Raw genomic sequence first — 25520 nt, 5'->3', positions numbered from 1 at the left:
CGACTATATAGTATTACTAATTCACCAACAACACTTCCAAACCTAGGATTTTGCGCTTAGATTAGGCCGTAGCTGGAACACTATAGTCATACAATAAGAGAAACGATCATGTCTGATAAGAAACCCACCCTGCGCTCCGCCCAATGGTTTGGCACGGCCGACAAGAACGGCTTCATGTACCGCAGCTGGATGAAGAATCAGGGCATCGCCGACCACCAGTTCCACGGCAAGCCGATCATCGGCATCTGCAACACCTGGTCGGAACTGACCCCGTGCAACGCGCACTTCCGCCAGATCGCGGAGCACGTCAAACGCGGGGTGATCGAGGCCGGTGGTTTTCCAGTGGAATTCCCGGTGTTCTCCAACGGCGAATCGAATCTGCGCCCGACCGCCATGCTCACTCGCAACCTGGCGAGCATGGACGTTGAAGAGGCCATTCGCGGCAACCCGATCGACGGCGTGGTGCTGTTGACCGGTTGCGACAAAACCACCCCGGCGCTGCTGATGGGCGCGGCGAGTTGCGATGTGCCGGCGATTGTTGTGACTGGCGGGCCGATGCTCAACGGCAAGCACAAAGGCAAGGACATCGGCTCCGGCACGGTGGTCTGGCAGCTCAGCGAGCAGGTCAAGGCCGGCACCATCACGATTGACGATTTCCTTGCGGCCGAGGGTGGTATGTCGCGTTCGGCAGGCACTTGCAACACCATGGGCACGGCGTCGACCATGGCCTGCATGGCGGAAGCACTGGGCACTTCCCTGCCGCACAACGCGGCGATCCCGGCGGTGGATGCGCGACGTTATGTGTTGGCGCACATGTCCGGTATGCGTGCAGTGGAGATGGTTCGCGAAGACTTGAAACTGTCGAAGATCCTCACCAAGGAAGCCTTCGAAAATGCTATTCGTGTGAACGCAGCTATCGGCGGTTCGACCAACGCGGTGATTCACTTGAAAGCTATCGCTGGACGCATCGGCGTCGAGCTGGATCTGGACGACTGGACCCGTATCGGTCGTGGCATGCCGACCATCGTTGACCTGCAACCGTCGGGGCGTTTCCTGATGGAAGAGTTCTATTACGCCGGTGGTTTGCCGGCAGTGCTGCGGCGTCTCGGTGAAGCCAATCTGATCCCTAACCCGAATGCACTGACGGTGAACGGCAAGTCGATCGGCGAGAACACCAAAGATGCGCCGATCTATGGCGAGGACGAGGTGATCCGCACGCTCGACAATCCGATTCGCGCCGATGGCGGGATTTGTGTGTTGCGCGGTAACTTGGCGCCGCTGGGTGCTGTGCTCAAACCGTCCGCCGCGACGCCGGAACTGATGCAGCATCGCGGCCGTGCGGTAGTGTTCGAGAACTTCGACATGTACAAGGCGCGGATCAACGATCCGGAACTGGAGGTCGATAAAGATTCGATTCTGGTGATGAAGAACTGCGGGCCGAAGGGTTATCCGGGCATGGCCGAAGTCGGCAACATGGGCTTGCCGGCCAAGCTGTTGGCGCAGGGTGTGACCGACATGGTGCGCATTTCTGATGCGCGGATGAGCGGCACCGCCTACGGCACGGTGGTTCTGCACGTGGCGCCGGAAGCGGCGGCCGGCGGGCCTTTGGCGACGGTGCAGGAAGGCGACTGGATCGAGCTGGATTGCGCCACCGGGCGTCTGCACCTGGATATTCCGGATGCCGAACTGGCGGCACGCATGGCCGATCTGCAGCCGCCGCAGCAGTTGTTGGTGGGCGGCTATCGTCAGTTGTACATCGACCACGTGCTGCAGGCGGATCAGGGCTGTGACTTCGACTTCCTGGTAGGTTGCCGAGGCGCTGAAGTGCCGCGTCATTCTCACTGATCACACAAATCCCTGTGGGAGCGAGCTTGCTCGCGAAGACGGCGGTACATTCAACAGTTATGTTGTTTGACCCACCGCTTTCGCGAGCAAGCTCGCTCCCACAGTTGTTCTTTACCCGCCTCAAGATTGCGCCGTGCCTGCTATGATGCGCGGCATCTCCATCGCTCAGGATCGCGCCACCCCCCATGGATTACCGCAAACCCTCCGACCGCAAAAGCATGCACTCGCGCATCGTCCAGGAACTGGGCATGCAGATCGTCTCCGGACGCTTCTTGCCCGACGACAAACTGCCCGCCGAAGCCCTGCTCTGCGAGGAGTACGCGGTCAGCCGGCCGGTGTTGCGTGAAGCCACGCGGGTGCTGGTGGCCAAGGGGCTGGTGTATTCCAAGCCTCGGGTTGGCACGGTGGTCAAGGCCCGGCGCGAATGGCACATGCTCGACCCGGACGTGCTGCACTGGCTGATGCAAAGCAGCCCGCAGAATGAATTCTTCAATGTGCTGACCAGTGTGCGCAGCATTATCGAACCGGCGGCTGCCGCCCTCGCTGCTCAACATGCGACTGAGGCGGATATTGCCGCGATTGGTGAGGCGTACCAGCGCATGGAAGCGGCGCCGACACCGGAAGCCTTGTTGCAACCGGATCTGGATTTCCATAGCCGGATTGCCGATGCGACACACAACGACTTGTTGGCGAACCTGTGCAATATGTTGTCGGTGGCGATTGCCGAGGCGTTGAAGCATTCGAATCAGCGGCCGAATCTGCATGAGCTGGCGTTGCCGCGGCATAAGGCGATTTTGACGGCGATCGAGAATCGTGATGCGCTGGGGGCTCGGCATGCGACGTTGGTGCAGTTGGATGATGCGCGTAGTGCTTTGAGTGTTGTGCTTGGCGCTGAACTCTCCTAAGGCTGGAGACCGCTTACCCTCACCCTAGCCCTCCCGAAACGTCGGACCGCCCAGAGGTAGAGGGAACCGATTGGGGGATATTCGAGATTTACGCCGACTTGAACGATTTGCTGTGAATCCATAATCGACTCGGTATTTCAGGTCGATGTATCAAGCAGCACACCTCGGTCAGTCCCCTCTCCCTCCGGGAGAGGGCTAGGGTGAGGGGCTCTTGATCTTAAAACACAAAAAAAGCCGCAACCCTAAGGTTGCGGCTTTGTCGTTTCAGCCCTTCAGATCAATGCGCAAACAGCGAATTGCCCTTCTGCCCCGCCAGTTTCTCAGGTTTGATCAGGAACTTCGCCAGTGCCGGCAACAGCCACAGCGCACCGAACATGTTCCACAGCAGCATGAAGGTCAGCATCAGGCCCATGTCGGCCTGGAACTTGATCGCCGAGAAGATCCAGGTGCACACACCGATCGCCAGGCACAGACCGGTGAACAGCACGGCTTTACCGGTGGATTTCAGCGTCTGGTAATAGGCTTCCTGCAACGGCAGCCCCGCGCGCAGGAAACTCTCCAGACGGCTGTAGATGTAGATGCCGTAGTCGACACCAATCCCCACACCCAGCGCCACCACCGGCAAGGTCGCGACTTTCACGCCGATGCCCATGAACGCCATCAGCGCGTTGCCGAGTACCGAGGTCAGCACCAGCGGCAGGACGATGCACAGCGTCGCCGCCCACGAACGGAAGGTGATCATGCACATCACTGCCACGCAGATGTACACCAGAATCAGGATGGTCAGCTCAGCCTGCTTGATGACTTCGTTGGTGGCCGCTTCGATCCCGGCGTTACCGGCGGCGAGGATGAATTCCAGACCGTCCTTGTTATTGTCCTTGGCGAATTCCTGCACCGCGTGTACCGCCCGATCGAGGGTTTCAGCCTTGTGATCGTTGAGGAACACCAGCACCGGCGCCAGCGAGCAACTGTTGTTGTACAGACCGTCGGCGCGGGCAATCGAGTTGTTCAGCACGTCCGGGTTGCGTGACAGGGTTTCCCATTTCAGGTTGCCCTCGTTCATGCCCTTGATCATCTGCTTGGACACGGTCACCAGCGAGATCGCCGACTGCACGCCCTCGGTGTTCTGCATCTTCCACATCAGTTCGTCGATCGGCGCCATGGCTTCGAAACGTGAGCAGCCTTCGGCCTTGGTCTTGACCATTACCACCAATACGTCAGAGCTGGTGGAGTAATTGCTGATGATGAAGTTGTTGTCCTTGTTGTAGCGCGAGTCCGGACGCAGTTCCGGCGCGCCTTGGTCGAGGTCGCCGATTTTCAGGTTCTGGCTGTACCAGAGGCCGCCGCCGAAGGCGATCAGCGCCAGCACCACAGAGACGCGTGCGACTTTCGGATTGGCGAAGTTCGACAGCAGGCGCCAGAACGGGTGTTCGCGGTTGGCGTCCTTCTTGCTCCTCGGCAATCGCGCGTTTACTGATGCCGACATAGGAGATGGCGACCGGCAGCAGAATCAGGTTGGTGAACACGATCACTGCGACGCCGATCGACGCACCAATGGCCAGTTCACGGATCACGCCGATGTCGATGATCAGCAGCGTGATGAAGCCCACCGCATCCGCGAGAATCGCGATCATCCCCGGCAGGAACAGTTGCCGGAAAGTGCGCCGCGCTGCGGTCAACGCGTTGTCGGCCTCGCTGGATTGCAGGGCGATGCCGTTGATCTTCTGCACGCCGTGGGAAATACCGATGGCGAAAATCAGGAATGGCACCAGCATCGAATACGGATCGAGCCCGAAACCGAAGAAGTGCATCAAGCCGAGCTGCCAGACCACCGCCACCAGCGTCGTACTCAACACCGCGATGGTGCTGCGTACGCAGTTGGTGAACCACAACAGCAGAATCAGGGTGATGACAAACGCGATGCCGAAGAACAGCACGACCATCACCAGACCGTCGATCAGGTCGCCGACCTTCTTGGCGAAACCGACGATGTGGATCTTGACGTTGGGATTCTGCGCTTCGAACTTGTTGCGGATCTTGTCTTCGAGTTCATGGGAGAACTTGCGGTAGTCCAGCGCGAGCAACTTGCCCTGATCTTCCGGGTCCGGGTAGGACTCCAGCAGCGGGATGTCGACGATGCTCGACTTGAAGTCGTTGGCCACCAGCCGCCCGACCTGGCCGGACTTGAGCACGTTGTTGCGCAGCAGATCGAGACTGTCTTGCGAGCCGTTGTAGCTCTGCGGGATCACTTCACCGCCGGCGAAACCCTCTTCGGTCACTTCGGTCCAGCGTACGCTCGGGCTCCACAGCGACTTCAGCCCGGAGCGGTCAACGCCGGAGATGTAAAACACCTCGTCGTTGATCTGGCGCAGAGTCTCCATGTACTCCTTGGAGAAGATGTCGCCGTCCTTGGCTTCCACCGAAATGCGCACGGTGTTGCCCAGGTTCGCCAGATCGTTGCGGTGCTCCATCATCTTCTCGATGAACGGATGCTTGAGCGGGATCATTTTTTCGAAACTGGTCGACGGCCGGATCAACGTGGCCTGCCAGAACAGGAAAATACTCACCACCAGGCAGATGAGGATCACTGCCGGACGGTTGTTGAAGATCAGGCGCTCAAGAAACGTCGCCTTGTCCTGCTGAGGAGTGATCAAGGAAGTCATAGCCCCGCCTTCTTATTATTGATCTCGGCACCGTTTGGCAGCGTGGTGTGAACGCCACCCTGCCCGCTCAGAATCAGATTGCCGTCGCCGGCAGCGGTGACCGACGACAAGGAAATACGATCCGGACGGTTGAACACGCTGAAGGTCTCGCCGTTGTCGCTGCTGCTGATCACCGAACCGCCGTTGCCAACGATCACGATCGAGCCATCTTCGAGCAGGGTCGCGCCGGACAAGCCGAATTCCAGCGATCCGCGCGCGGCTTTCAGCTCGACCTGCTCCCAGGTGCTGCCGAAATCCGTCGAGCGATAAAGGTTGCCGCGCAAGCCATAAGCCAGCAGGGTCTGCGGTTGCGCCGTGCCGATCACGCCGAACAGCGAGCCTTCGTACGGGCCTTCGAGTTTTTCCCAGGTCTGGCCGTCGTCGGCGGAGCGGAACATGCTGCCCGACTCGCCGACGATGAACAGCCCAGCGTCCTTCACCGCCGCGATGGCGTTGAGGTGGAATTGATCTTCGTTGTCGAGGCGGTCGCTGACGTCTTCCCAGTTTTTGCCGCCGTCGGTGGTTTCCAGCAGTGCACCGTACGCTCCCACGGCGAGGCCGCTGTTGACGTCCTTGAACCAGACGTCGAGCAGCGGCGATTCGCGTTTGAGGTCTTCGAATTGCTTGGTCCAGGTCAGACCGCCGTCTGCGCTGGCGAGGATTTGCGCGTCATGGCCGACCGCCCAGCCGTGCTTGTCGTCGACAAAGTACACAGCCGTCAGCAGTTGCCGGCTCGGCACTTTGGCTTGCGTCCAGGTTTTGCCCTGGTCATCGGAATAGAGAATGTGCCCACGATCGCCGACCGCGACCAGGCGTGCGCCAGCGTGGACGACATCGAGAATCAGGCTTTTCGCGGCTTTGGCGGATTCGGTGGCATAGACCACATCGGCTGGCGCCTCGGCAGCAATCACAGGTGCCGATAACGTGGCCAAGCCCAGCATGGAGAGTGCTGTGGCCAGCAACGCGGTGTTGCGTAACGCCGGCGGGCGGCAACGACTCATAGACCTTCCCCTATTTATTATTGTTAGGCCATTGGCCTTCAAGGGCGCCGCAAGTGTGCTCCGCTGATGACTGGTCAGAAGCATAGTCCTGAAACCCGCAATCCAGAGCCACTTCGGAAGCTGGCTCATCCTATCGGGCTTTCGAAACGTCTGACAATCGGCGCCACGTTATCTTTTGTTAACCGCATTGCCGACGGATTCCCCCCTGTAGGAGTGAGCCTGCTCGCGATAGCGGTGTATCAGTTAGCAATTGCTCAGCTGACACACCGCTATCGCGAGCAGGCTCACTCCTACAGGGAGTTGTGGGGGCTTTGGGATTTGAATACATGACCATTCGCCGGGGTGATGCGGCAAAAGTTACCGGAGGGACTTGCACGATCGGTATTATGGTATACCATCAGACGCACAGACACTCTCAATCCCCCTACGGAGCAGCTCATGAGTTTCGAAATTCGCAAGATCGTCAGCTATGTCGAAGAAACCTTCATCGAAGGCGGCAAAGCCACTGACAAGCCAGTGACCATGGTCGGCCTCGCCGTGGTGATGAAAAACCCTTGGGTGGGCAACGGTTTCGTCGAAGACCTCAAGCCGCAGATCCGTGCCAACTGCTCCGACCTCGGTGCGCTGATGGTGGAGCGTCTGGTCGGCATCATCGGCGGTGCCGAGAAGATCGAGGCCTACGGCAAAGCCGCTGTGGTCGGCGCTGACGGCGAGATCGAGCACGCCTCCGCCGTGATCCACACCCTGCGCTTTGGCAATCACTACCGCGAAGCGGTCAACGCCAAGAGCTACCTGAGCTTTACCAACAAGCGCGGCGGCCCGGGCACTTCGATCCAGATCCCGATGATGCACAAGGACGACGAAGGTCAGCGTTCGCACTACATCACTCTGGAAATGCAGATCGAAGACGCACCGCGTGCCGAAGAAATCGTTGTCGTGCTGGGTTGCGCTGACGGTGGCCGTCTGCACCCGCGCATTGGCAATCGCTACATCGATCTGGAAGAGCTGGCCGCCGAAAAAGCCCAGTAATCACAATAAAAGGCATTGCAGGAGCGCTCCATGATTCGGCTCACCGCTGAACTCACCCCGGCTGGCACCAGTTACCTGGCGACCGGCCAAGGCCAGCCCGTGGTATTGATCCACGGCGTGGGCCTGAACAAAGAAATGTGGGGCGGGCAGATCGTCGGTCTGTCCAGCCAGTACCAAGTGATCGCCTACGACATGCTTGGCCATGGCGCCAGCCCGCGACCAGCCAGCGGCACCAACCTGCTCGGTTACGCCGATCAGTTGCTGGAGCTGCTCGATCACCTGAATCTGCCGCAGGCAGCGGTGATCGGTTTCTCCATGGGCGGTCTGGTCGCGCGGGCCTTTGCCCTGCATTACCCGCAGCGCCTGCAAAGCCTGGTGGTGTTGAACAGTGTGTTCAACCGCAGCGAAGAACAGCGTGCCGGCGTCATCGCCCGTACCGCGCAAGCCGCCGAACATGGCCCGGACGCCAATGCCGAAGCGGCGTTGTCGCGCTGGTTCAGCCGCGAGTATCAGGCGGCCAACCCGGCGCAGATCGCCGCATTGCGCCAGACCCTCGCCAATAATGATCCGCAGGGTTACCTGACCACCTACGAATTGTTCGCCACCCAAGACATGTACCGCGCCGACGACCTGGGCAGCATTCAGGCGCCGACGCTGATCGCCACCGGTGAACTCGATCCGGGTTCGACCCCGGAAATGGCCGAGCAACTGGCCCGACGCATCCCCGGTGCGAAGGTTGCCGTGCTGGCCGAGCAACGGCATATGATGCCGGTAGAGTCGCCGCGCCTGGTCAACCAGACGCTGCTGGAATTTCTGCAATTCGCACACTCCCGACAAAACCATATAAAGGGGATCGTTGCATGACACTCGCACGCTTCCAGATGTGCATCGGCGGAGAATGGGTCGACGCCCTCTCCGGCAAGACCTTCGAAAGCCTCAACCCGGCCACGGCGCAAGCCTGGGCCGAACTGCCCGACGCTGATGAGGCGGACGTCGAACGCGCCGTGCAATCGGCACAGACTGCTTTCGACAGCCCGGCCTGGCGTGGTCTGACCGCCACTGCGCGCGGCAAACTGCTGCGCCGTCTCGGTGACTTGATCGCCGAAAATAAAGAACAACTGGCGCAGCTGGAAAGCCGCGACAACGGCAAGCTGATCCGCGAAACCCGTGGGCAAGTCAGCTATCTGCCGGAGTTTTTCCACTACACCGCCGGCCTCGCCGACAAGCTCGAAGGCGGCACGCTGCCGCTGGATAAGCCCGACCTGTTCGCCTACACCGTGCACGAAGCAATGGGCGTGGTCGCCGCGATCATTCCGTGGAACAGCCCGCTGTACCTGACCGCAATCAAACTCGCCCCGGCCCTCGCCGCTGGCAATACGATTGTGATCAAGCCGTCCGAGCACGCTTCGGCGACCATTCTTGAACTGGCACGTCTGGCGCTCGAAGCCGGGATTCCGCCGGGCGTGGTCAACGTCGTCACCGGTTACGGCCCAAGCACTGGCGCCGCCCTCACCCGCCATCCGCTGATCCGCAAGATTGCCTTCACCGGCGGCGCGGCGACAGCACGGCATGTGGTGCGCAGCAGCGCCGAGAACTTCGCCAAGCTGTCGCTGGAACTGGGCGGCAAATCACCGAACATCATCTTCGCCGACGCCGATCTGGACAGCGCGATCAACGGCGCGATCGCCGGGATCTACGCGGCCTCCGGACAGAGCTGCGTATCGGGTTCGCGACTGTTGGTGCAGGACGAGATCTACGACGAATTCGTCAGCCGACTGGTCGAACGCGCCCAGCGCATTCGCATCGGCAACCCGCAAGAAGACCACAGTGAGATGGGCCCGATGGCCACCGCGCAGCAATTGGCGGTGGTCGAAGGTCTGGTCGCCGACGCCATCGCTGAAGGCGCGCGTTTGCGCACTGGCGGCAAGCGCCCGGCGGATCTTGGCGAAGGCTGGTTCTACGAGCCGACGCTGTTCGAATGCGACCGCAATTCGATGAAGATCATGCAGGAAGAAGTCTTCGGCCCGGTGGCGTCGGTGATTCGCTTCAAAGATGAAGCCGAAGCACTGGCGATCGCCAACGACTCACAGTTCGGCCTGGCGGCTGGCATCTGGACCCGTGATCTGGGCCGTGCTCACCGCCTCGCTCGCGATGTGCGCTCCGGGATCATCTGGGTCAACACCTACCGTGCGGTGTCGGCAATGGCCCCGATCGGCGGTTTCAAGAACAGTGGCTATGGACGCGAAAGCGGCATCGATTCGGTGCTGGCCTACACCGAACTGAAAACGGTGTGGATCAACCTTTCTCAGGCACCAATGCCTGATCCGTTTGTGATGCGCTAGGAGTCCTGCGAAATGATCGAACCCGGCATTTACAAAGACGTCATGAGCTCGTTCCCGTCCGGCGTCACGGTGGTCACCACCCTTGACCCTGAGGGTGGGATCGTCGGCATCACCGCCAGCGCTTTTAGCGCGCTGTCGATTGACCCGGCGCTGGTGTTGTTCTGTCCCAACTATGCTTCCGACACTTACCCGGTGCTACGTGACAGCAAGAAATTTGCGATCCATTTGCTGTCGGCTGACCAGACGGCTGAGGCCTATGCTTTCGCCAGTAAAGGCAAGGACAAGGCCAAGGACATCGCGTGGCATTTGAGCGAACTCGGTAACCCGATTCTGGCCAAGGCCACCGCGATCATCGAGTGCGAGTTGTGGCGTGAGTACGACGGTGGTGATCACGCGATTATCGTTGGCGCGGTGAAGAACCTGATCCTGCCCGCGCAACCGGTGACGCCGATGATTTACCACAAAGGCAAGCTCGGCCCCCTGCCGACTCTGGCCTGACGGATTCACACAAATCCCCCTGTAGGAGTGAGCCTGCTCGCGATAGCGGACTGACATTCAACATTGATGTCGACTGATCCACCGCTATCGCGAGCAGGCTCACTCCTACAAGGGATCGTGGTCACAGGAGGAATGATGAGTAACGAAAAGTATGAGAAGGGCCTGAAGATCCGCACTCAGGTGCTCGGCGAAGCCTACGTGCAACGTTCGATAGAGAACGCCGACGACTTCACCCGCCCGCTGCAGGAAATGGTCACCGAATACTGCTGGGGTCATGTCTGGGGCCGCGAGGGTTTGTCGCTCAAGGAGCGCAGCATGATCAACCTGGCGATGATCTCGGCGCTCAACCGTCCGCACGAACTCAAGCTGCATGTGCGTGGCGCCTTGCGTAACGGCCTGAGTCGTGAGCAAATACGCGAAATTCTGCTTCAGGTCGGCATTTATTGCGGCGTTCCGGCAGCCGTGGACAGTTTCCGGCTGGCCCGTGAAGCCTTTGCCGAAGCCGACGCCGAGGCCTCCAGTTAAACCCTCGGCTGTTTAGATGCCCGTCTGGCATGGACAGCCAACTTAAAGAGCGGACCCCATGAAACGCCAGCCACTCGACGACAGCTTCAAGGTCAATCGCAACCCCGTTACCCTGCGCGAAATCGTGCTGGATAAACTGCGTAGCGCGATCATGAATTTCCAGCTCATGCCAGGCGATCGTCTGGTCGAGCGCGATCTGTGCGATCGCCTCGGTGTAAGCCGTACGTCGGTGCGTGAAGCCTTGCGTCACCTGGAATCCGAAGGTCTGGTCGAGTTCGCCGATGCCAAAGGCCCGCGCGTGGCGATCATCACCCTCGCCGATGCGGTCGATATCTACGAGCTGCGCTGCGTACTCGAAGGCCTGATCGTCCAGCTGTTCACCCTGCGCGCTAAAGCCAAGGACATCAAAGCCCTGGAAAAAGCCCTCGACGACAACCGCAAGGCGCTCAAGGACGGCGAGTTGCAGCAAGTGATCGACTCGGTGCAGGGTTTCTACGACGTGCTGCTCGAAGGTTCGGGCAACCATGTGGCGGCGACTCAACTGCGCCAGTTGCAGGCGCGCATCAGCTACCTGCGCGCGACCTCGGTGTCCCAGGAAAACCGTCGCGGCGCGAGTAACCACGAAATGGAAAAAATGGTCGAGGCGATCAAGAGCGGCGATCCGCTGGCGGCGCATCAGGCCTGCGTCGATCACGTTCGCGCCGCTGCTGCGGTGGCGCTCGATTACCTCAAGCGCAAACAGGAAGAGACCGGCGCCACGCCGAACATCACCCTGCCCATCGCGCTGAAAGAACCCCGTATAGGTCACTGATATGTTCAGCCCGAGCTATTGCCCGAAATGCGGTGGCCCTGACCTCGGTCAGCAGGTGCCGCCGGGCGATACGCACGAGCGCCTGATGTGCCGCGGCTGCGGCTACATCCACTACGTCAATCCGAAGATCATTGCTGGCTGCATCATCGAGCAAGACGGCAAATACCTCTTGTGCCAACGCGCGATCCCACCGCGCCCGGGCACCTGGACGCTGCCCGCCGGGTTCATGGAAAGCGGCGAGACCACCGAGCAAGCGGCCATCCGTGAAGTCTGGGAAGAAAGCGGTGTGCGCGCGGAAATCGTCTCGCCGTATTCGATTTTCAGCGTGCCGAAGATCAGCGAGGTGTACATCATCTTCCGTGCGATCGCGCTGCAGATCACCGGGCAGTACGGCCCCGAAACCATGGATTACAAGTTCTTCGCGCCGGAAGAGATTCCATGGGAACAGATCTATTACCCGGCGATCCGGCAGATTCTCGAGCGCTATATCGAAGAGCGTCAGGCTGGGGTTTATGGGATCTACATGGGTAATGACGACAGCGGCAAGATCCACTTCATCCGCTGAAGATTGCCTATCCCCCTGTGGGAGCGAGCTTGCTCGCGAATGCGGTCAGACATTCAACATGTGTATCGACTGACACGACGCCTTCGCGAGCAAGCTCGCTCCCACAGTGTTTAGTGGTGTTGCTTAAATTGGGGCGATGCCTTCAACGATGACGATTTCCGCCCTCGCCCATTCCTCGCGATAACGTTTCGCTTCCTGGTACGCCGCCGAGTGGTAGCACGCCACGGCTCTTTCGTAGCTCTCGAACTCGATCACCACGCTGCGTTGCGGCGTCTGGCGCCCTTCCATCGCCTCGCTGCGCCCGCCTCTGGCCAGAAACTTCGCGCCAAACGCAGCGAACGCTGCCGGCGCGCGCTGGGTGTATTGGCTGTAGTGATCGGCATCAGCTATATCCACATGAGCAATCCAGTACGCCTTCATAATGACCTCTTTGTTGATTTTGTATTATGGTATACCAATATATTTCCAACGAACCCTGAGAGTCCAGCATGGCCTTCAACAGCATCGAAGAAATCATCGAAGATTATCGTCTTGGCAAAATGGTCTTGCTGGTCGATGACGAAGACCGCGAAAACGAAGGCGACCTGCTGCTGGCCGCCGACCATTGCACGCCCGAGGCGATCAGCTTCATGGCCCGCGAAGCGCGCGGTCTGATTTGCCTGACCCTGACCGACGAACATTGCCAGCGTCTGGGTTTGGAGCAGATGGTGCCGGCCAATGGCAGCGTGTTCAGCACCGCGTTTACCGTATCGATTGAAGCAGCGGTAGGCGTGACCACCGGCATCTCCGCAGCAGATCGCGCTTGCACCGTGGCCGCCGCCGTCGCGCCGAATGCCCGCACTGAAGATCTGGTGCAGCCCGGCCACATCTTCCCGCTGCGCGCCAAGGAAGGTGGCGTGCTGACCCGCGCCGGCCACACCGAGGCCGGTTGCGACCTGGCGCGTCTGGCCGGTTTTACGCCGGCCTCGGTGATCGTCGAGGTGATGAACGACGACGGCACCATGGCCCGTCGCCCGGATCTGGAAGTGTTCGCGCGCAAGCACGGGATCAAGATCGGCACAATCGCCGACCTGATCCACTATCGCCTGAGCACCGAACACACCATTGAACGCATCGGCGAACGGGAGCTGCCGACGGTGCATGGCACGTTCCGCTTGATCACCTTTGAGGATCGCATCGAGGGCGGCGTGCACATGGCGATGGTCATGGGCGATCTGCGCCGTGAAGAACCGACACTGGTGCGCGTGCATGTGATCGATCCGCTGCGGGATCTGGTTGGCGCGGAATATAGCGGGCCGACGAACTGGACGCTGTGGGCGGCGTTGCAACGGGTCGCGGCTGAGGGGCACGGGGTTGTGGTGGTGCTGGCCAATCACGAGTCTTCGCAGGCGCTGCTGGAGCGGGTGCCGCAGTTGACTCAGCCGCCGAGGCAGTTCAGCCGTTCGCAATCGCGGATTTATTCGGAGGTCGGGACTGGGGCGCAGATTCTGCAGAATCTGGGGGTTGGCAAGCTGCGTCACCTGGGCCCTCCTCTGAAATACGCCGGGTTGACCGGGTATGACCTGGAAGTGGTCGAGAGTATTCCGTTTACCGAGTGAAGCTGCCCTCACCCCAGCCCTCCCGAAACGTCGGACCGCCCGTAGGGAGAGGGAGCTGACCGAGGTGTTTAGTCGCTATACGCCGACTTGAGATACCGAGTCGAACTGAGGTTTTGAACAGCCTCCAATCGGCCCCCTCTCCCGAAGGGAGAGGGCTGGGGTGAGGGGCTGGATCTGACATTCACAAAAAACATCCAAGCCGAACGCATCAAATAACCGCCCGGCCAGATAACCGGTAAGGCAAAGTGCTTGCACAAAGTTTGGAATACCATAATATGATATTCCATAGACCGGACATTCCAACGAAGGTCCATCTACTGCTCCCGACAGGCGGGCAACAACGCAAGCCCGCTCAAAAACACAACAATGAGGGCGTAAAAATGGTGTTGAACAAAGCTGCAACCGCGATCTTTTTTGCGGGACTGCTCAGCGTTACCGGCCAGGCTGCAATGGCTGCCGAGAGCGTGAACTTCGTCAGCTGGGGCGGAAGCACCCAGGATGCGCAGAAACAGGCCTGGGCCGATCCGTTCAGCAAGGCCAGCGGCATCACCGTCGTGCAGGATGGCCCGACTGACTACGGCAAACTCAAAGCCATGGTCGAGAGCGGCAACGTGCAGTGGGACGTGGTCGATGTCGAAGCCGATTTCGCCCTGCGCGCCGCCGCTGAAGGCCTGCTCGAACCCCTCGATTTCAAAGTGATCCAGCGCGACAAGATCGACCCGCGTTTCGTCAGCGATCACGGCGTCGGCTCGTTCTTCTTCTCCTTCGTCCTCGGCTACAACGAGGGCAAACTCGGCGCCAACAAGCCACAGGACTGGAGCGCCCTGTTCGACACCAAAACCTACCCGGGCAAACGCGCGCTGTATAAATGGCCAAGCCCTGGCGTGCTCGAACTGGCGCTGCTGGCCGACGGCGTGGCGGCCGACAAGCTCTACCCGCTGGATCTGGATCGCGCCTTCAAAAAACTCGACACCATCAAGAAGGACATCGTCTGGTGGGGCGGCGGCGCGCAGTCGCAGCAACTGCTGGCGTCAGGTGAAGCGAGCATGGGCCAGTTCTGGAACGGTCGCATTCACGCCCTGCAAGAAGACGGCGCACCGGTCGGCGTGAGCTGGAAACAGAATCTGGTCATGGCCGACATTCTGGTGATTCCAAAAGGCTCGAAAAACAAGGACGCGGCGATGAAGTTCCTCGCCGCCGCCAGCGGCGCCAAAGGCCAGGCCGACTTCTCCAACCTGACCGCCTACGCCCCGGTCAACCTCGACAGTGTGGAGCGTCTGGATTCGACGCTGGCCCCCAACCTGCCGACTGCCTACGCTAAGGATCAGATCACTCTTGATTTCGCGTACTGGGCCAAAAACGGCCAGGCCATCGCGACACGGTGGAACGAATGGCTGGTCAAATGAAAATGGCGGCCACCGCGTCCCGTCCCTCCACTGCCACCGGGGGCGCCACCGGCGCTGCCGGTTCGGCCCACGGAACACAGGCGGTTGCGATGCAGCAAGCCCCGTCCCTCAGACAACGCTGGCGCGGCGCCGGCAACCTCGCTCCGGCGCTGTTGTTCATCGGCCTGTTCTTTCTCGCGCCGTTGATTGGCCTGCTGTTGCGCGGCGTGCTCGAACCGACCCCGGGCCTTGGCAACTATGAACAACTGTTCGCCAACTCGGCGTACGCCCGAGTGTTGCTCAACACCTTCTCGGTGGCCGGGCTGGTAACGCTGTTCAGCCTGTTGCTGGGCTTTCCGCTGGCCTGGGCGATCACCCTGGTACCGCGTGGCTGGGGGCGCTGGATTCTCAACATCGTGCTGCTGTCGATGTGGACCAGCCTGCTCGCCCGCACGTATTCGTGGCTGGTGCTGCTGCAAGCGTCGGGCGTGATCAACAAGGCTCTGATGGCGATGGGCATCATCGATCAGCCGCTGGAAATGGTCCACAACCTCACCGGCGTGGTGATCGGCATGAGCTACATCATGATCCCGTTCATCGTGTTGCCGTTGCAGGCAACCATGCAGGCCATCGACCCGATGATTCTGCAGGCCGGTTCGATTTGCGGAGCCAGCCCGTGGACCAACTTCTTCCGGGTGTTCCTGCCGCTGTGCCGGCCGGGTCTGGCCTCCGGTGGCTTGATGGTGTTCGTCATGTCGCTCGGTTACTACGTGACCCCGGCGCTGCTCGGCGGCGCGCAGAACATGATGCTGCCGGAGTTCATCATTCAGCAGGTGCAATCGTTCCTCAACTGGGGCCTGGCCAGTGCCGGCGCCGCGTTGCTGATCGCGATCACTTTGGTGCTGTTCTACTTCTACCTGAAGCTTCAGCCGGAATCCCCGGTTGGCGCCAGTAACGCGAGGTAAGCCGACATGCTCCTGACCCCCAATGCGATGAGCCGGCGCATGCGCTTCGGCTTGTATGCAACCACCGGGCTGATCGGTCTGTTCCTGCTGTTGCCGATCGTCTTCATCGTGCTGCTATCGTTCGGCTCCTCGCAGTGGCTGGTGTTTCCGCCACCGGGCTGGACGCTGAAATGGTACGGCCAGTTCTTCTCCAACCCCGATTGGATGAACGCCGCAGCGGCCAGCCTCAAGGTCGCCGTGCTGACCACGATCTGCGCCGTGGCCCTCGGTCTGCCGACTGCGTTTGCGCTGGTTCGCGGGCGTTTTCCCGGTCGGGAAATGCTCTACGGCCTGTTCACCCTGCCGATGATCGTGCCGCTGGTGATCATCGCCGTGGCGGTGTACGCGCTGTTTCTCAAGCTCGGTTACACCGGGACGATGTTCGCGTTTGTCGTCAGCCATGTGATCGTCGCGCTGCCGTTCACCATCATCTCAATCATCAACTCACTGAAGCTGTTCGATCAGTCGATTGAAGACGCGGCGGTGATTTGCGGTGCTTCACGCCTGCAAGCGGTGTTCAAGGTGACGTTCCCGGCGATTCGTCCGGGCATGGTTGCCGGCGCCCTCTTCGCCTTCCTCGTGTCGTGGGACGAAGTGGTGCTCAGCGTGATGATGGCAAGTCCCACACTGCAAACGCTTCCCGTGAAAATGTGGACCACCTTGCGCCAGGACCTGACGCCAGTGATCGCCGTCGCTTCGACGCTGCTGATCGGCTTGTCGGTTTTGGTCATGGTCATCGCCGCCGCGCTGCGCCGGCGCAACGAAATCAGCGCCTGAGCGCCCAGGAGTACGACATGAGTGCCGTGATCAAAGACGCTTCCCAGCAGAATGACAAACCCCTGGTCAGCCTGCGCAATCTGAACAAGCACTACGGCGACTTTGCCGCCGTCGACAACATCTCGCTGGACATCAAGGACGGTGAATTCCTGACCTTCCTCGGCTCCAGCGGCTCGGGCAAAAGCACCACGCTGTCGATGCTCGCCGGCTTTGAAACGCCGAGCAGCGGCGAGATCCTCGTCAACGGTCAGTCGCTGGTGAATGTGCCTCCGCACAAGCGTGACATCGGCATGGTGTTCCAGCGTTATTCGCTGTTCCCGCATCTGTCGGTGCGCGACAACATCGCCTTTCCGCTGGCGATCCGCAAACTGGCCGCCGCCGAACGTGACAAACGTGTCGATGCAATGCTGAAACTGGTGCAGTTGGAACAGTTCGCGCATCGCCGCCCTTCGCAACTGTCTGGCGGCCAGCAGCAACGTGTCGCCATTGCCCGGGCGCTGGTTTACGAACCACGCATCCTGCTGATGGATGAACCGCTGGGGGCGTTGGATAAAAAGCTGCGCGAGGACTTGCAGGATGAATTGCGCCAACTGCATCGCCGTCTGGGCATCACCATTGTTTACGTGACCCACGACCAGGAAGAAGCCATGCGTTTGTCGCAGCGCATTGCGATTTTCAGTCACGGCAAGATTGTGGGTCTGGGCAGTGGTTATGACCTTTATCAGAACCCGCCGAATGCGTTTGTGGCGTCGTTCCTGGGTAATTCGAACTTCCTCAAGCTCAAGGCGCAGGGCAATGCGGCGGCTTCGTTTGAAGGACAGTCATTGTCGATTCGACTGACCGCTGGGCTGCATACGGATCAGGATGTATTGCTGATGGTGCGGCCGGAAAAAGCCTTGGCGTTGAGCGTGGCGCAAGCGATCAGCGAACCGCTGCCGTCGGGGTGGAATGAGGTTTCAGCGAAGGTGGTGGAGGTGTTGTTTCTGGGTGAGAGCCAGACTTGCAGTGTGGTTACGTCGGGCGGCACATCAATGACGGTGAAAGCGTTGTCGGCTGCTGGCATGCCGCTCAAGGCTGGCGATCCGGTGCAAGTGCGCTGGGCCACCGCAGACGCCTGCGTTTACACCGAATGGACCGACAGCGACCTGAACAAGGCTGCGGGTTCTCACTGATAGCGTGTTGTCTGTGAGATTTACCCCCTCACCCCAGCCCTCTCCCCCAAGGGGGGCGAGGGGGAAAGGGAGCAGATCTTCATGCTGTTCAAAACCCGAGTTCGACTCGGTATCCCAAGTCGGCGCACCTCATCCAGACAACCCGGTCAGTCCCCTCTCCCTCTGGGAGAGGGCTAGGGTGAGGGAAACAGTCGACGCGGTATCAGACAATAGCGCGGTAGCCTTCAATCTCATCTGGCCACGCGGTCAAGATCTCAAACCCCGTCTCCGTCACCGCCACCATATGCTCCCACTGCGCCGACAACGAGCCATCCTTGGTCAGCACCGTCCAGCCATCCGGCATGTTTTTCACATGACGCTTGCCGGCATTGAGCATCGGCTCCACGGTAAAAATCATCCCGGCCTTGAGCTTCATGCCCTGATTCGGAAAGCCGTAATGCAGGATCTGCGGCTCATCGTGATAGACCTTGCCGATCCCGTGCCCGCAGTACTCGCGCACCACGCTGAAGCCTTCTTTCTCCGCCAGGCTCTGGATCGCGTGGCCGATATCGCCCAGCGTGGCGCCCGGTTTCACCACGCGGATGCCCGCGCACATCGCCTCGTAGGTGGTCTTGATCAGGTGCTGCGCTTCAGGTGTCGCCTCACCGACCACGTACATGCGGCTGGTATCACCGAACCAGCCGTCCTTGATCACGGCGATGTCGAGGTTGACGATGTCGCCATCCTTCAACGGCGTCCCCGATGGAATCCCGTGGCAGACCACGTCATTAACCGAGGCGCAGACGGTTTTCGGAAAGCCGTGATAGCCGACGTTGGCCGGCACCGCTTTCTGCACGTTGACGATGTAGTCGTTGCACAGCCGATCCAGTTCATCGGTGGTCACGCCGGCCTTGACGTGCGGCACCAGCATTGCCAGCACTTCAGCGGCGAGTTTGCCGGCAGCACGCGATTGCGCGATGTCGGCCGGGGTGTTGATCTTGATCTGGTTTCTCATGCGCTGACGGCTTCCTGAGTCAGTTGTTGCAGATCCAGCCCGCCGTTCTGTTCGGCGCGGATCAGCAAGCGGCAAATGGCGCTGTGGTCGAGGTTGGGATGCAGTTCGGCGAGCATGCCGATGCGCATCCAGTGCTCGGCCTGCGCGTTGATCGAGCGGCTGAGGGCGTTGCTGGAGATACGCAGGTTCTCGTGCATGTCCTCTGAAATCTTTACGATGCCCATATATGAATCCGATACGATATGTATATGGATCGTATATTAGCCAAGGCTTAAGCGAAATTGCAAATCAACCCAGCGCCGCATCGAAAAACGATGAGATAAGCCGACTGGAACGCCGCTCCGCCAAGCAGTACAAATAAGTCTCGGTAAAGAGTTCTTCGCCCTCGATTCTGATCGTGCGGATGTTCGGGTCGGCAATGAACTCCGCTTCTGACACCACCCCCAACCCCAGCCCGCGCACCACCGCCTCACGCAACGCCTCACGACTGCCAATTTCCATGGCGATCCTCGGTTTCACCTGCGCCGCATTCAGAGCCTGTTCCAGCACCAGTCGTGTGGTCGAACCGGGCTCGCGTTGCAGCAGCCGCTGCCCTTCCAGTTCCTCCAGCCGCACGCTGCCACGATTGGCCAGTGGATGTTCATGGTGGGCGAACAAGATGATCGCGTGCCGCGCATAACGCACCGAACACAACGCCGGATCATCCTGACGCCCGGCCAGCACGGCGATGTCGGTCACATAGTTTTCCAGGTCCGACAATACCTGCGCCGAGTTGCCGACGCGGATCGACACATCGATATTCGGATGCTGTTGCAAATAGCTGTCGACCATTTCGATCACATGAAACGGCCCCACCGCACCAACCTTGAGCTGGCCGCTGTCGAGCCGTCCGGAGTCGCGCAGCAGGTTGTGCGCTTCCAGTTCCAGCAAGGCAATCCGTTGCGCGATCGGCAGCAACTGCCGCCCGACATCGGAAAGCTCGATCCGCCGCCCGCGCCGATGGAACAGCTCAACATTGTGCTGGCGTTCCAAGGCTTGTACTTGCGTGGTCAGGGTCGGCTGGCTCAAGCCTGACGCCCGCGCCCCGGCACTGAAACTGCCGTGACGGGCGACGGCGAGAAAGGCCCGCAGTTTGGCGCTGGACATCCATAGACTCCATCAATAGTTAGCTGTCGTTTCGCATATTGAATTGATTGAATGACTGTCACGTGACAGACCTAGCCTGTGGCAACTCCCAACCACACCGTGGAATGCCATGAAAACAATCAAACAGTTTCTGCGTGTCGCCAGCCTCACCGTCATTGCCCTCGGCGCCAGCCAGGTCTGGGCCAAGGACAAACTGACCATTGGCTTGATCCCCTCGGAAGATTCCCAGTGCGATGATCGAATCGAGCAAACAGGTGCTCGACGATCTGCAAGCCAAAATCGGCATGCCGGTGGTGCCGTTCGTGGCTACCGACTACAACGGCATCATCGAAGCGCTGCGTTCGGGCAAGCTCGATGTCGCCTACCTCGGGCCGTTCTCCTACGTGCTGGCGACCTCGGTGGCGGATGTCGAGGCGTTCTCGGTGGCGGTGACCAAGAAGACCGGGCAGAGCGCGTACAAAAGCGTGATTCTGGCGCGCAAGGACAGCGGCATTCATTCGCTGGCCGACCTCAAGGGCCATACGTTTGCATTCGTCGACCCGAGCTCAGCGTCCGGGCATCTGTTTCCCAAGGCTGGCCTTGAGCAGGCCGGTTTTGCTCCGGACAGCCTGTTCAAACGGGTGATTTTCTCCGGCTCCCACGACGCCAGCATCCTCGCGGTGGAGAACAAGAAAGTCGACGCGGCAGCCGTGGCTGACCGCATCTTCGCCAGCGCCGTGGCCAAGGGCGTGGTGAAGCAGGATGACTTTGAAATCGTCTGGAGTTCCAAGCCGATTCCTGAGTCGCCGATGGTCTGGCGCAAGGCGCTCGATCCGCAACTGAAGAAGAAAATCGCCGACGCGCTGGCTTCAATCAAGGACGTGCCGTGGGGTGATCAGGGCGTGCTCAATGGTTTCCAGCCGACCACCGACGCGTCGTATGACGTGGTGCGCGAAACCGCCAAGGTGCTCGATCTCGATTTGCGGAGCATGAAATGATCAGCATCCGCCAACTGACCAAACACTACGGCAGCAACCCGGTGTTGCGCGGCATCGACCTTGAAGTCGCTGCGGGCGAATTCGTCGTGGTGCTCGGTCAGTCCGGCGCTGGCAAATCGACCTTGCTGCGTTGTATCAATCGCTTGGCGCAGGCCGACAGCGGCACGCTGAACGTGGCCGGCATCGACGCCCTCCCCTGCCCTGACACCAGCGTTCTGCGCCGTGAAGTGGCGACGATTTTTCAGCACCACAACGTCGTGCCTCGCTTAAGCGTTTTGAAGAATGTGCTGACCGGTCGCCTCGGTTCCGTCGGCACCCTTGCCTCGATTCTGCAACTGTTCCGCCGTGACGATGTGGCGCTGGCGATGCAATGCCTGGAGCGCGTCGAACTGGCGCACAAGGCTGGCGAGCGCACCGATTCGTTGTCTGGAGGACAAAAACAGCGCGTCGGCATCGCCCGCGCCTTGGCGCAACGACCGCAGGTGATTCTGGCCGATGAACCGATTGCCAGTCTCGACCCGAAGACCGCTCGCCTGGTGTTGCAGTACTTGCGCGATGCTACCCGCGAACTGGGCATCACCGTGCTGTGCAATCTGCATCAGGTCGAATACGCCCGTGAGTTCGGCGACCGCGTGGTCGGCCTCGCGCACGGCAGTCTGGTGTTCGATGGCAAAGCGTCGAGCATGACCGACGCCGATCTGGCGCGAATCTATCCGGGGCAATCAACAGAGTCCTCCGCTGACGTCCCGACGACCACCCTGTCCTACCGCACTGTATCGAGGGCCTGAGCATGCAATCGCAAAACTATCAGTGGGTCGGCGATCGTCCCCGTGGCCCGCGCAGTTGGCTGACCACCGGCGCCGTCGTCCTGATCGTGCTGTGGACGCTGAACTGGAGCGCACAAGGCGCGCAGCTCAGCCTCGGTGAACTGGCCGCCGGGTTGCCCCAGATCGGCGACTTTCTCTCGCGCACCTTTCCGCCGGACCTGAGCATCCTGCCGCGTCTGATCGCGCCTGCGGTGGAAACCTTGCAGATCGCCATTTGGGGAACCCTGCTTGGCGTCTTACTGGCGATTCCAATGTCGTTTCTCGCCGCGCGCAATTTGAGCCGCAACCGCTGGCTGTTTCACGCCACCCGCCAGGCACTGAATTTCACCCGCAGCATCAACGAACTGATCCTCGCCCTGATCTTCGTCTCGGCGGTTGGCCTCGGCCCGTTCCCCGGCGTATTGGCGCTGGCTCTGCATGGCCTGGGCATGCTCGGCAAATTCTTCGCCGAGAGCATCGAAGAGATCGACCAAGGCCCGATTGAAGCGCTGCAAGCGACCGGTGCGCGGCCGTTGCAGGTGATTGTGTTTGGTGTTTTGCCGCAGGTCATCACCGCGTGGATTGCGGTGATCCTGTACCGCTTCGAGGTCAACCTGCGCTCGGCCACGGTGCTGGGCATGGTCGGTGCCGGCGGTTTGGGGTTCGAGCTGGTGAGCAGTCTCAAGCTGTTCAAATATCAGGAAACCGCGACCTGCATCATCGTCGTCACCTTCATGGTGATAGTCGCCGACGCCATCTCCAGCCGCCTGCGCGCGGCGATCCAGAGCGGTTCGGCGCACTAGCGTAAAGCTGCTATCGGCTCAGCCGATTCAAACCTGCGATTTATCGATTTGTGCCGTTGTCGGTCGCCCTCGACTATGTGACCACACGACAACAACAAGAAGGATTGACCATGACTGCCCGCTTCCAGAACCCCGTCGATACCCGTTTCGGCTGGGGCAGCCTGCAAGACCTTGCCGCCATCACCGAGCAGCAGCGCGTCGCCCTCGTAACCTTCCCTGAGGCCCGAGGGCTGGGCTTGGTGGACCGTTTGCAAAGCTTGCTCGGCGAACGCCTGATCTACGTTTTCGAAGACGTCCAGCCCAACCCCGACGTCGCCCATCTGCGCAGCACTTACGAGCACTTCTGGCAACACGCCGCTGATTGTGACGTGGTCCTCGCCGTGGGCGGCGGCAGCGCCATCGATACCGCCAAGGCGTTGATCGTCGGCACCGAATCCGGCCGTTTCGATGAACTGCTGAGCCTGCTGGCGACAGGCAAACCGTTCACCCCGGCCCGTTGCAAACAACTGATCGCCGCACCGACTACTGCCGGCACGGGCAGCGAAGTCACGCCGTGGGCGACGATCTGGGACAGCGCCAGCCAGAAGAAATACTCGCTTCATCTGGATTGCACCTGGCCACGGGTGGCGATCATCGACCCGCAACTGATGCTCACCGTGCCGGCCGGCGTCACCGTTTCCACCGGGCTCGACGCCCTGTCGCACGCGCTGGAGGCGATCTGGAACGTCAACGCCAACCCGGTCTCAGACACCTTTGCCATTTCCGCAATTGAAGACATTCTCGAATGCCTGCCGCGTTTGCACAAAGATCTGTCGAGCCAAGAGTTGCGCACGCGCATGGCACTGGCCGCACTCAAGGCCGGGCTGGCGTTTTCCAACACCAAAACCGCGCTGGCGCACTCGATTTCCTATGAGATGACCTTGCGCCACGGTTTGCCCCACGGCATCGCCTGCTCCTTCACCTTGCCGCTGGTTTTGGGTTTGGCCTGGGGCCACGACGCTACTCGCGACCGTACCTTGCAACGGGTATTCGGCGCGGACCTGAGCAAAGCCCAACAGCAACTGCGCGAGTTCCTGCACAGCCTCGGGGTGAAGACCGAGTTTGCCGATTACGGCGTCTCGGCCAAGGACGCCGAAGCCATCATCCAGCTCGCAATGCAAGGTGCGCGCGGCAAGAACTTCATCGGTTCACAAGCCGCCTGACGCCTGATAACACCCGAGTCACCCAAGCACCACCAGCGGCATGCAGCCGCGGTGATTTCCTGTCGCACCAAAAAAGAGTGCACCCCGCCGACGACACCCGGCGGGAACCGACAACAATAAGGAAAAGATCATGAATCGTGCCGAAACAATGCCTGGTCTCGCCGTCCGTTCTGCCTCGTTCCGGGTCGCGCAGTGGCGCATGCTGCTGGCGGCGATGTTCTGTTACCTGTTTTTCTACACCGGGCGGCAGACCTTCGGTTTTGCCATTCCGGGGATTCAGGCCGAGTTCGGCCTGAGCAAGGAAACCCTCGGCTGGGCCTCTGCAGCGATGCTCTGGGCCTACGCGATTGGCCAGGCGATCAACGGCAACCTCGCCGATAAATTCGGTGGCCGACGGATCATGACCCTCGGTGCGGTGCTGTCTTGCGGTGCCAACTGGGTGACCAGTTTTGCCGGTGGGTTCACCAGCCTGATTCTGCCGTGGGGCGTCAACGGTTACTTTCAGGCCTTGGGCTGGGCGCCGGGTGGTCGACTGATTGCCAATTGGTGGGCAGCAGGTGAGCGCGGCAAGGTCTATGGTTTTTACACCTTCGCCGCCGGTTGCGCGTCGATTCTGTCGTACGTCACCTCTATCGTCGTGCTCGAAGTGCTGCAACTGGAATGGCGCTGGATCTTCCGTTTGCCCGTGCTGCTGATGCTCGCCGGCGGGATCATTTTTTATCTGGTGGCCCGCGAACGCCCGCAGGATCTGGGCTTCGAACCGGTGGGTGATACCGGTGTGGCCAACGCTGACGACAAACATCAGGAAGCCGCGCAGGGCGAAGTCGAGTCCTCGGCACAACGCTATAAAGCGGTGCTGAAGAATCCCCGCCTGCTGATCGCTGCGCTGTCCCTGGGCTTTCAGAACGCGGCGCGCTACGGCTTGATCGTCTGGGTGCCGGTGCACTTTCTCGGCGCCAACTGGAAAAGCGGCGACAGCATGGTCGACCCGAAATGGATCACCGTCGCCCTCCCCGTCGGCATGGCGGTTGGCGCGTTGAGCAATGGCTGGGTGTCGGACAAGTTGTTCGGCTCCAAGCGGTATCTGGCGATCATGCTCTATATGGTGCTGGGCGCGGCGACCAGCCTGTGGATGTGGAGCCTGCCACCACACAGCGTCATCGGCCTGATCGCCCTGTTCCTGTGCGGCTTCTTCGTCTACGGCCCGGCCTCGAGTTTCTGGGCGCTGTGCCCCGATCTGGTCGGTGCCAAACGCGCCGGTACGGCGACCGGAATCATGAACTTTTCCTCCTACCTGTTCGCCGGCCTGGCCGAGCCGATGATCGGTCGTTTGCTTGACACCACGGCAAACACGTCTCTCATCTTCATAGTGGTCACCAGCGCCTGCCTGTGCAGCGCGGCAGTGGCATTGTTCATTCGACGCTGACGGGGCT

At 60.4% G+C, this 25520-nt stretch carries 23 protein-coding genes and 2 pseudogenes; 19 read left to right on the top strand and 6 right to left on the bottom strand.

What is annotated here, in order from left to right:
• The first annotated feature begins 108 nt into the window (after positions 1 to 108).
• Entirely contained in the window at positions 109 to 1845 is a 1737-nt protein-coding gene (locus tag AB4O11_RS20725; protein WP_093437804.1) for an IlvD/Edd family dehydratase, read from the top strand.
• Positions 1846 to 2030: 185 nt separating this feature from the next.
• The gene (locus AB4O11_RS20720; protein WP_093437799.1) at positions 2031 to 2750 is read left to right on the top strand and encodes a FadR/GntR family transcriptional regulator; all 720 of its coding nucleotides are present in this window, start codon (positions 2031 to 2033) and stop codon (positions 2748 to 2750) included.
• 277 nt (positions 2751 to 3027) lie between these two features.
• Here AB4O11_RS20720 and AB4O11_RS20715 read toward each other — a convergent pair.
• Both AB4O11_RS20715 and AB4O11_RS20710 read right to left on the bottom strand, forming a co-directional pair.
• Positions 3028 to 5413, bottom strand: a pseudogene (locus tag AB4O11_RS20715) (efflux RND transporter permease subunit).
• Positions 5410 to 6453, bottom strand: coding sequence for a WD40/YVTN/BNR-like repeat-containing protein (locus tag AB4O11_RS20710; RefSeq protein ID WP_093437789.1), 1044 nt, complete (start codon positions 6451 to 6453; stop codon positions 5410 to 5412). The pseudogene AB4O11_RS20715 and the gene AB4O11_RS20710 overlap by 4 nt, the downstream one beginning before the upstream one ends.
• A 438-nt stretch (positions 6454 to 6891) precedes the next feature.
• Here AB4O11_RS20710 and AB4O11_RS20705 point away from each other — a divergent pair, with 438 nt between their 5' ends.
• From AB4O11_RS20705 to AB4O11_RS20675, 7 genes are all read left to right on the top strand, one after another.
• Positions 6892 to 7482 carry an amino acid synthesis family protein gene (locus AB4O11_RS20705; RefSeq protein ID WP_460128248.1) on the top strand — a complete coding sequence of 197 codons (591 nt, stop codon included), beginning with the start codon at positions 6892 to 6894 and terminating at the stop codon, positions 7480 to 7482.
• 30 nt (positions 7483 to 7512) lie between these two features.
• Positions 7513 to 8346: an alpha/beta fold hydrolase gene (locus AB4O11_RS20700; protein WP_320337015.1), complete on the top strand. Its 834-nt coding sequence runs from the start codon at positions 7513 to 7515 to the stop codon at positions 8344 to 8346.
• On the top strand, positions 8343 to 9824 hold the full coding sequence (locus tag AB4O11_RS20695) for an aldehyde dehydrogenase (RefSeq protein ID WP_093437780.1): 1482 nt from the start codon (positions 8343 to 8345) through the stop codon (positions 9822 to 9824). Before AB4O11_RS20700 ends, AB4O11_RS20695 begins: the two co-directional genes overlap by 4 nt.
• 12 nt (positions 9825 to 9836) lie before the next feature.
• Positions 9837 to 10322, top strand: coding sequence for a flavin reductase family protein (locus AB4O11_RS20690; protein ID WP_093437777.1), 486 nt, complete (start codon positions 9837 to 9839; stop codon positions 10320 to 10322).
• Positions 10323 to 10457: 135 nt separating this feature from the next.
• Positions 10458 to 10847 (top strand): carboxymuconolactone decarboxylase family protein, encoded by a 390-nt coding sequence (locus tag AB4O11_RS20685; protein ID WP_007968634.1) that lies wholly within the window; start codon positions 10458 to 10460, stop codon positions 10845 to 10847.
• 58 nt (positions 10848 to 10905) lie between these two features.
• Positions 10906 to 11658 carry a GntR family transcriptional regulator gene (locus AB4O11_RS20680; RefSeq protein ID WP_116256671.1) on the top strand — a complete coding sequence of 251 codons (753 nt, stop codon included), beginning with the start codon at positions 10906 to 10908 and terminating at the stop codon, positions 11656 to 11658.
• 1 nt (position 11659) lies between these two features.
• Positions 11660 to 12223 carry an NUDIX hydrolase gene (locus AB4O11_RS20675; RefSeq protein WP_414925801.1) on the top strand — a complete coding sequence of 188 codons (564 nt, stop codon included), beginning with the start codon at positions 11660 to 11662 and terminating at the stop codon, positions 12221 to 12223.
• A 123-nt stretch (positions 12224 to 12346) separates the two neighbouring features.
• Here the strand turns inward: AB4O11_RS20675 and AB4O11_RS20670 are convergent, their stop codons facing one another.
• Positions 12347 to 12643, bottom strand: coding sequence for a DUF1330 domain-containing protein (locus tag AB4O11_RS20670; protein ID WP_460128240.1), 297 nt, complete (start codon positions 12641 to 12643; stop codon positions 12347 to 12349).
• Positions 12644 to 12711: 68 nt separating this feature from the next.
• Here AB4O11_RS20670 and ribBA point away from each other — a divergent pair, with 68 nt between their 5' ends.
• The 5 genes from ribBA (at position 12712) to AB4O11_RS20645 (ending at position 18159) form a co-directional block, all read left to right on the top strand.
• Positions 12712 to 13821 (top strand): bifunctional 3,4-dihydroxy-2-butanone-4-phosphate synthase/GTP cyclohydrolase II, encoded by a 1110-nt coding sequence (ribBA, locus tag AB4O11_RS20665; RefSeq protein ID WP_460128236.1) that lies wholly within the window; start codon positions 12712 to 12714, stop codon positions 13819 to 13821.
• Positions 13822 to 14201: 380 nt separating this feature from the next.
• Positions 14202 to 15227: an ABC transporter substrate-binding protein gene (locus AB4O11_RS20660; protein WP_093437763.1), complete on the top strand. Its 1026-nt coding sequence runs from the start codon at positions 14202 to 14204 to the stop codon at positions 15225 to 15227.
• A complete protein-coding gene (locus AB4O11_RS20655; protein WP_414926168.1) occupies positions 15224 to 16171 on the top strand; it encodes an ABC transporter permease in 948 nt (315 codons plus the stop codon). Before AB4O11_RS20660 ends, AB4O11_RS20655 begins: the two co-directional genes overlap by 4 nt.
• A 6-nt stretch (positions 16172 to 16177) precedes the next feature.
• Positions 16178 to 16987, top strand: coding sequence for an ABC transporter permease (locus AB4O11_RS20650; RefSeq protein WP_007918021.1), 810 nt, complete (start codon positions 16178 to 16180; stop codon positions 16985 to 16987).
• A 17-nt stretch (positions 16988 to 17004) separates the two neighbouring features.
• A complete protein-coding gene (locus tag AB4O11_RS20645; RefSeq protein WP_099758787.1) occupies positions 17005 to 18159 on the top strand; it encodes an ABC transporter ATP-binding protein in 1155 nt (384 codons plus the stop codon).
• 202 nt (positions 18160 to 18361) lie between these two features.
• Here AB4O11_RS20645 and map read toward each other — a convergent pair whose 3' ends face one another.
• The 3 genes from map to AB4O11_RS20630 form a co-directional block, all read right to left on the bottom strand.
• Positions 18362 to 19153, bottom strand: coding sequence for a type I methionyl aminopeptidase (map, locus tag AB4O11_RS20640; RefSeq protein ID WP_460128232.1), 792 nt, complete (start codon positions 19151 to 19153; stop codon positions 18362 to 18364).
• Positions 19150 to 19377 (bottom strand): ParD-like family protein, encoded by a 228-nt coding sequence (locus AB4O11_RS20635; protein ID WP_007918027.1) that lies wholly within the window; start codon positions 19375 to 19377, stop codon positions 19150 to 19152. The genes map and AB4O11_RS20635 overlap by 4 nt, the downstream gene beginning before the upstream one ends.
• 64 nt (positions 19378 to 19441) lie before the next feature.
• Entirely contained in the window at positions 19442 to 20299 is an 858-nt protein-coding gene (locus tag AB4O11_RS20630; RefSeq protein ID WP_427119426.1) for a LysR substrate-binding domain-containing protein, read from the bottom strand.
• Between the two features lie 109 nt (positions 20300 to 20408).
• On the opposite strand from AB4O11_RS20630, the pseudogene phnD reads away from it, so the two are divergent.
• From phnD to AB4O11_RS20605, 5 genes and pseudogenes are all read left to right on the top strand, one after another.
• Positions 20409 to 21276: pseudogene (gene phnD / locus AB4O11_RS20625) on the top strand (phosphonate ABC transporter substrate-binding protein).
• On the top strand, positions 21273 to 22064 hold the full coding sequence (phnC, locus tag AB4O11_RS20620) for a phosphonate ABC transporter ATP-binding protein (RefSeq protein WP_460128229.1): 792 nt from the start codon (positions 21273 to 21275) through the stop codon (positions 22062 to 22064). Before phnD ends, phnC begins: the two are co-directional and overlap by 4 nt.
• Positions 22065 to 22066: 2 nt before the next feature.
• Complete coding sequence (gene phnE, locus AB4O11_RS20615) at positions 22067 to 22885, top strand: phosphonate ABC transporter, permease protein PhnE (protein WP_460128226.1); 819 nt, start codon at positions 22067 to 22069, stop codon at positions 22883 to 22885.
• 110 nt (positions 22886 to 22995) lie between these two features.
• Positions 22996 to 24087, top strand: coding sequence for an iron-containing alcohol dehydrogenase PsrA (gene psrA, locus AB4O11_RS20610; protein WP_093437740.1), 1092 nt, complete (start codon positions 22996 to 22998; stop codon positions 24085 to 24087).
• Positions 24088 to 24217: 130 nt separating this feature from the next.
• On the top strand, positions 24218 to 25513 hold the full coding sequence (locus AB4O11_RS20605) for an MFS transporter (RefSeq protein ID WP_093437737.1): 1296 nt from the start codon (positions 24218 to 24220) through the stop codon (positions 25511 to 25513).
• Positions 25514 to 25520 lie beyond the last annotated feature (7 nt).

Source organism: Pseudomonas sp. H1_D05, assembly GCF_054682705.1.
This window is presented reverse-complemented; position numbering and strand designations above follow the sequence as displayed.